The organism is Solirhodobacter sp. (assembly GCF_964715405.1).
In genome coordinates, this window is the sequence record NZ_CBAICG010000081.1 from 1 (window position 1) to 5,858 (window position 5,858).

At 69.3% G+C, this 5,858-nt stretch carries 7 protein-coding genes; 6 read left to right on the forward strand and 1 reads right to left on the reverse strand.

Annotated elements, in window-relative coordinates:
* Positions 1–130, reverse strand: a 130-nt coding sequence (locus AC11WY_RS18945; RefSeq protein ID WP_482928391.1) for a helix-turn-helix domain-containing protein, incomplete at its 3' end; no start/stop codon positions are given.
* A 106-nt stretch (positions 131–236) separates the two neighbouring features.
* Between AC11WY_RS18945 and AC11WY_RS18950 the strand changes: the two genes are divergently transcribed.
* The 6 genes from AC11WY_RS18950 (at position 237) to AC11WY_RS18975 (ending at position 5,810) form a co-directional block, all read left to right on the forward strand.
* The gene (locus AC11WY_RS18950; protein WP_482928379.1) at positions 237–1,736 is read left to right on the forward strand and encodes a CoA-acylating methylmalonate-semialdehyde dehydrogenase; all 1,500 of its coding nucleotides are present in this window, start codon (positions 237–239) and stop codon (positions 1,734–1,736) included.
* 81 nt (positions 1,737–1,817) lie between these two features.
* Positions 1,818–2,960, forward strand: a complete 1,143-nt coding sequence (locus AC11WY_RS18955; RefSeq protein ID WP_482928381.1) for an acyl-CoA dehydrogenase family protein — start codon at positions 1,818–1,820, stop codon at positions 2,958–2,960.
* Positions 2,960–3,991, forward strand: a complete 1,032-nt coding sequence (locus tag AC11WY_RS18960) for an enoyl-CoA hydratase/isomerase family protein (RefSeq protein WP_482928383.1) — start codon at positions 2,960–2,962, stop codon at positions 3,989–3,991. The genes AC11WY_RS18955 and AC11WY_RS18960 overlap by 1 nt, the downstream gene beginning before the upstream one ends.
* A 1-nt stretch (position 3,992) precedes the next feature.
* Positions 3,993–4,865, forward strand: coding sequence for a 3-hydroxyisobutyrate dehydrogenase (mmsB, locus tag AC11WY_RS18965; RefSeq protein WP_482928385.1), 873 nt, complete (start codon positions 3,993–3,995; stop codon positions 4,863–4,865).
* Positions 4,862–5,524, forward strand: a complete 663-nt coding sequence (locus AC11WY_RS18970; RefSeq protein WP_482928387.1) for a Crp/Fnr family transcriptional regulator — start codon at positions 4,862–4,864, stop codon at positions 5,522–5,524. Before mmsB ends, AC11WY_RS18970 begins: the two co-directional genes overlap by 4 nt.
* 79 nt (positions 5,525–5,603) lie before the next feature.
* Positions 5,604–5,810 (forward strand): YgaP family membrane protein, encoded by a 207-nt coding sequence (locus AC11WY_RS18975; protein ID WP_482928389.1) that lies wholly within the window; start codon positions 5,604–5,606, stop codon positions 5,808–5,810.
* Positions 5,811–5,858: the final 48 nt, after the last annotated feature.

The following is a 5,858-nucleotide window of genomic DNA, read 5'->3' on the forward strand; positions in this document are numbered from 1 at the left end:
GCGCCTCCTCCAGCCGGGCGATCCGCCGCCCCACGGTGGCGGGGTCGATCTTCAGCACCCGCCCCGCCCGGCTCAGGCTTTCGGCCCGCGCCACGGCAAGGAACACCCGCAGGTCATCCCAATCGGCCATCCGCCGCCCCTTTGCAGAATTGCAAAACCCTTTTGAAATCTTGCCCCTTTTCCCGGCAAAAACGCAAGCCTAGGATGCCCCCAACGCGATATCGGAGGAGAAGGCGATGAACGAACTCAGCCACTGGATCAACGGGCGTCATGTGAAGGGCACCTCGGGCCGCTTTGCCGACGTGTTCAACCCCGCCACCGGCGAGGTGCAGGCCCGCGTGCCGCTGGCCTCGAAGGCCGAACTGGATGCCGCCGTGGCCGATGCCGCCGCCGCGCAGCCGAAATGGGGTGCCACCAACCCGCAGCGCCGCGGCCGCGTGATGATGGAATTCGTGCGGCTTCTCAACCGCGACCTGGACAAGCTGGCCGAGGCGCTGAGCCGCGAGCATGGCAAGACCCTGCCCGACGCCAGAGGCGACGTGCAGCGCGGGCTGGAAGTCATCGAATACTGCATCGGCGCCGCGCAGATGCTGAAGGGCGAGTTCACCGACAGCGCCGGCCCCGGCATCGACATGTATTCCATGCGCCAACCCCTTGGCGTTGCGGCCGGAATCACCCCGTTCAACTTCCCCGCCATGATCCCGCTGTGGAAAATGGGCCCGGCGCTGTCGGCCGGGAACGCCTTCATCCTGAAACCCAGCGAACGTGACCCCTCGGTGCCCCTGATGCTGGCCGAACTGATGAAGGAGGCGGGCCTGCCCGACGGCATCCTGCAGGTGGTGAACGGCGACAAGGAGGCGGTCGACGCCATCCTCGACAACCCGACCATCGCCGCCATCGGCTTTGTCGGCTCCACCCCGATCGCGCAGTACATCTATGGCCGCGGCTGCACCAACGGCAAGCGCGTGCAGTGCTTCGGCGGCGCCAAGAACCACATGATCATCATGCCCGATGCCGACATGGATCAGGCCGCCGACGCGCTGATCGGCGCGGGCTTCGGCGCGGCGGGCGAACGCTGCATGGCGATCTCGGTCGCGGTTCCGGTTGGCGACGCCACCGCCGACGCGCTGATCCAACGCCTGATCCCGCGCATCGAAAAGCTGAAGGTCGGCCCCTATACCGCTGGCAACGATGTGGATTATGGCCCGCTGGTCACCAGGGCCGCGATGGAGCGCGTCAAGGGCCTGATCGGGTCCGGCGTGGCGCAGGGCGCGACGCTGGTCACCGACGGGCGCGACTTCAAACTGCAGGGCTACGAGAACGGCTTCTTCGTCGGCCCGACGCTGTTTGACAACGTCACCCGCGAGATGGACATCTACACCCAGGAGATCTTCGGCCCGGTGCTCTCGACCGTGCGGGCAAAGACCTACGAAGAGGCGCTGGGCTACGCGATGGACCACGAATACGGCAACGGCACCGCGATCTTTACCCGCGACGGCGACACCGCTCGCGATTTCGCCAGCCGGATAAACGTCGGCATGGTCGGCATCAACGTGCCGATCCCGGTGCCGCTGGCCTATCACACCTTCGGCGGCTGGAAGAAATCCGGCTTTGGTGACCTCAACCAGCACGGACCGGACGCCTTCCGCTTCTACACCCGGACCAAGACGGTGACGGCGCGCTGGCCGTCGGGCATCCGCGACGGCGCGGCGCTGAACTTCAAGCCGATGGAGTGACGGAACGGGTGGGGGGCTGTCTGCCCCCCACACCCCCCGAGAGTATTTCCACCAAGAAGAATGGGCAGGGGAGCGGATGGCATGGATTTCGGCCTGAGCGAGGAACAGCAGGCGATCTTCGATATGGCGCGCGACTTCGGGCAGGCCGAGATCGCACCCCAGGCGCGGGCCTGGGAGGCGGCGGGGATGATCCCGAAGGCGCTGTGGCCGAAGGTGGCGGCGCTGGGGCTGGGCGGGGTCTACGTCTCCGAGGCCTATGGCGGCTCGGGTCTGACGCGGCTGGATGCCACACTGGTGTTCGAGGCGCTGGCGATGGCCTGCCCCGCGGTCTCGGCGTTCCTGTCGATCCACAACATGTGCGGCAGCATGATCGAAGGCTTCGGGTCGCAGGCGCTGAAGGCGCGGTTCCTGCCCGGACTTTGCACGATGGAGACGGTGTTTTCCTATGCGCTGACCGAACCCGGATCGGGGTCCGATGCGGCGGCGCTGCGCACCAAGGCGGCGCGGACGACGGATGGGTATGCGCTGACCGGCACCAAGGCCTTCATCTCGGGCGGCGGTTATTCGGATGCCTATATCGTGATGGCGCGCACCGGGGCCGAGGGGCCGAAAGGCATCTCGGCGCTGGTGGTCGAGGATGGCGCGGCGGGGCTGAGCTTTGGCGCGCTGGAGGACAAGATGGGCTGGCGCGCGCAGCCGACCCGTCAGGTGCAACTGGACGGCTGCGCGGTGCCAGGCGCGAACCTGCTGGGCGACGAGGGGCGTGGCTTCGCCTATGCGATGACGGGGCTGGACGGCGGGCGGCTGAACATCGCGGCCTCGGCCCTTGGCGGCGCGCAGGCGGCGTTTGACGCGACGCTCGCCTACATGGGCGAGCGGCGCGCCTTCGGCAAAACGCTCGACCAGTTTCAGGCGCTGCAGTTCCGGCTGGCCGAGCTGGAGGTCAAGCTGCAATCGGCCCGCACCTTCCTGCGGCAGGCGGCCTGGAAGCTGGACGCGAAGGCGCCCGATGCGACGAAGTTCTGCGCGATGGCCAAGCTTTACGTCACCGACGCCGCCTTCGAGGTGGCCAACGCCTGCCTGCAACTGCACGGCGGCTATGGCTATCTGGCCGATTACGGCATCGAGAAGATCGTGCGCGACCTGCGGGTGCACCAGATTCTGGAAGGCACCAACGAGATCATGCGGCTGATCATCGCGCGCAGCCTGATCGGGGCGGCGTGATGGAGGAAGTTCTGATCCGGGTCGAAGGGCGCGCCGGACGCATCACGCTCAACCGGCCGGAGGCGCTGAACGCGCTGACGCCCGCGATGTGCCGCGCGATGGATGCGGCGCTGATCGGCTGGGCCGATGACGCCTCGGTGGCGCTGGTCATTCTCGACGGCGCCGGGCCGCGCGCCTTCTGCGCGGGCGGCGACATCGCCAAGGTCTACGCCGAGGGCATCACCGGCGAGGCCGGGATGGCGCGCGATTTCTGGCGCGACGAATACCGGATGAACCTGCGGCTGGCGGCCTATGGCAAGCCGGTGGTCAGCCTGATGCACGGCTTTGTCATGGGCGGCGGCGTCGGCGTCGGCTGCCACGGCCACCCGCGCGTGGTGGGCGAAAGCGCGCAACTCGCGATGCCGGAATGCGGCATCGGGCTGATCCCCGACGTCGGCGGCACCTACCTGCTGGCGCGCGCGCCGGGGCACCTGGGCGATTACCTCGGGCTGACCGGGGCGCGGATGGGGGCGGCCGACGCGATCCTCGCCGGGTTCGCGGATCTGTTCGTGCCGGAAGCCGACTGGCCCGCGCTGGTGGCGACGCTGTGCGACACCGGCGGCGCGGGCGCGGTGACGGCCGCCGCGATCGCGCCGCCGGAGGGGCGGCTGGCCGCGCTGGCCCCCGAGATTGAACGTGCGTTCGCAATCGAAACCGTGGATTCGATCCGCGCGGCGCTAGAAGCCGCCGAAACACCCTTTGCGGCCGAGGCGATGAAGGTGATCGCGCGCAATTCGCCGCTGTCGATGGCCTGCACGCTGGCGTTGATCCGGGCGCAGCGGGCGGCGCCCGATCTGCCCGCGGCGCTGGAGGCGGAATACCGGTATACTTGGCGCGCGGTGCAGCACACCGACTTCCTTGAAGGCGTCCGCGCCGCCGTGATCGACAAGGACCGCAATCCCCGCTGGCGCAATACCGCGCCGACTGACGCGCAAGTGGCGGCGCTGCTGGCGCCGCTTGGCCCCGATACCCTGACATTCCCGGAGAGCTGACATGCAGATCGCCTTCATCGGCCTGGGCAACATGGGCGCGCCGATGGCCGCCAACCTCGCAAAAGCGGGGCACACCGTCACCGGCTTCGACTCCGCCGCCCCGATGCCCGCGGGGGTCCGGCAAGCGGCCAGCGCCGCCGAAGCGGCAAAGGGCGCCGCGGTCGTCATCACCATGCTGCCGAACGGCGCCATCCTGCGCGCGGTGGCGGCCGAGGTGATCCCGGCGATGGCGGCGGGCGCGGTGCTCTGTGATTGCTCGACGGTGGACGTGGACAGCGCGCGCGCGGTCGCCGTGGACGCGCAGGCGGCGGGGCTTGCCGCGCTCGACGCGCCGGTGTCGGGCGGCGTCGGCGGCGCGACGGCGGGCACGCTGACCTTCATGGTGGGCGGGCCGGATGCGGCCTTTGCCACCGTCCGGCCGCTCTTCGACGTGATGGGCCAGAAGGCGGTGCATTGCGGCGGCTCAGGCGCCGGGCAATCGGCCAAGATCTGCAACAACATGATCCTCGGCGTCACCATGATCGCCACCTGCGAGGCGTTTGCGCTGGCCGACAAGCTGGGGCTGGACCGCCAGAAGATGTTCGACGTGGTCTCGACCTCGTCGGGGGCAAGCTGGTCGATGAACGCCTATTGCCCGGCCCCCGGCGTCGGCCCGAAATCACCCGCCGACACCGGTTACAAGCCCGGCTTCGCCGCCGAACTGATGCTGAAGGATCTGCGCCTTTCCCAGCAAGCGGCCGAAGCGGCGGATGCCGACACGCCGATGGGCGCCCTCGCCCGGCAGCTTTACGAGACCTTCGTCGAGCAGGAGGGCGGCCGCGGCAGGGACTTTTCCGCCATGTTGCCGCGCTTCGAGGGGCGCCATCGCGAATGACCGGCTGGACCGCCCGCGCCCCGGCGCTGGCCGGTCTTGATCTCCGGGCCCGTGCGCGGCTGGAGGCGCTGGTGCCGCGCACGGTGCCGAAGGGCGCCGTGATCTTTCGCGCGGGCGACACGGCGCAGGGCTTCGCGCTGGTGCTGGCGGGCCGGGTCGAGGTCTTCGCCACCGGCCCCGCCGGGCGCGGGATTCTGCTTTACGCCGTGGTGCCGGGGCAAAGCTGCATGCAGACCACGCTGGCGCTGATGGGAGGCGAGACCTACACCGGCGACGCCAGCGCCGCGACCGAGTGCGAGCTGGTCGCCATCCCCCGCGCGCTGTTCCTGGCGCTGATGGAGGATGCGCCCGCGTTCCGCGCTTTCGTCTTCGCCGCCTTCGGCCAGCGGATGCGCGAGATGGTCGCGCTGCTGTCCACCCTCGCCTTCCGGCGGCTGGAAAGCCGCCTTGCCGCGCTGCTGCTGGCACGCGCCGAGGCGGGCACCGTCACCGCCACGCATCAGGAGCTTGCCGCCGCCCTTGGGTCCGCGCGCGAGGTGATCTCGCGTCGGCTGGACGAATTCGCCCGCCACGGCTGGGTCGCGACCGCGCGCGGGCAGGTGCGCCTGCTCGACCCCGGGGCCTTGCGCGCGATTGCGGAGGAATTGTCCGATCTGTGATCAAGGTCACTGACAGGGCGGCGGCAGAGGGATAGGGTTTCACCGCAAGGCCGCACCGGCCGGAGCCAAGGAGAGCCCCATGTTCAAGACCAACGTCGGCAGCACCGACCGTATCATCCGCGTCGTCGTCGGCCTCGCGATGATCGCCGCCTATGCCTTTACCTCGATCGGCGGCACTTGGCATGTCGCGCTGCTGATCGGCATCGTGCCGCTGCTGACCGGGTTGATGTCGTCCTGCCCGCTCTACTCGATCCTCGGGATGTCCACCTGCCCGATGAAGCGCTGATCCGTCAGCCGGGCGGCACGGGCGGCGGTCAGACCGCTGCCCGTGCCG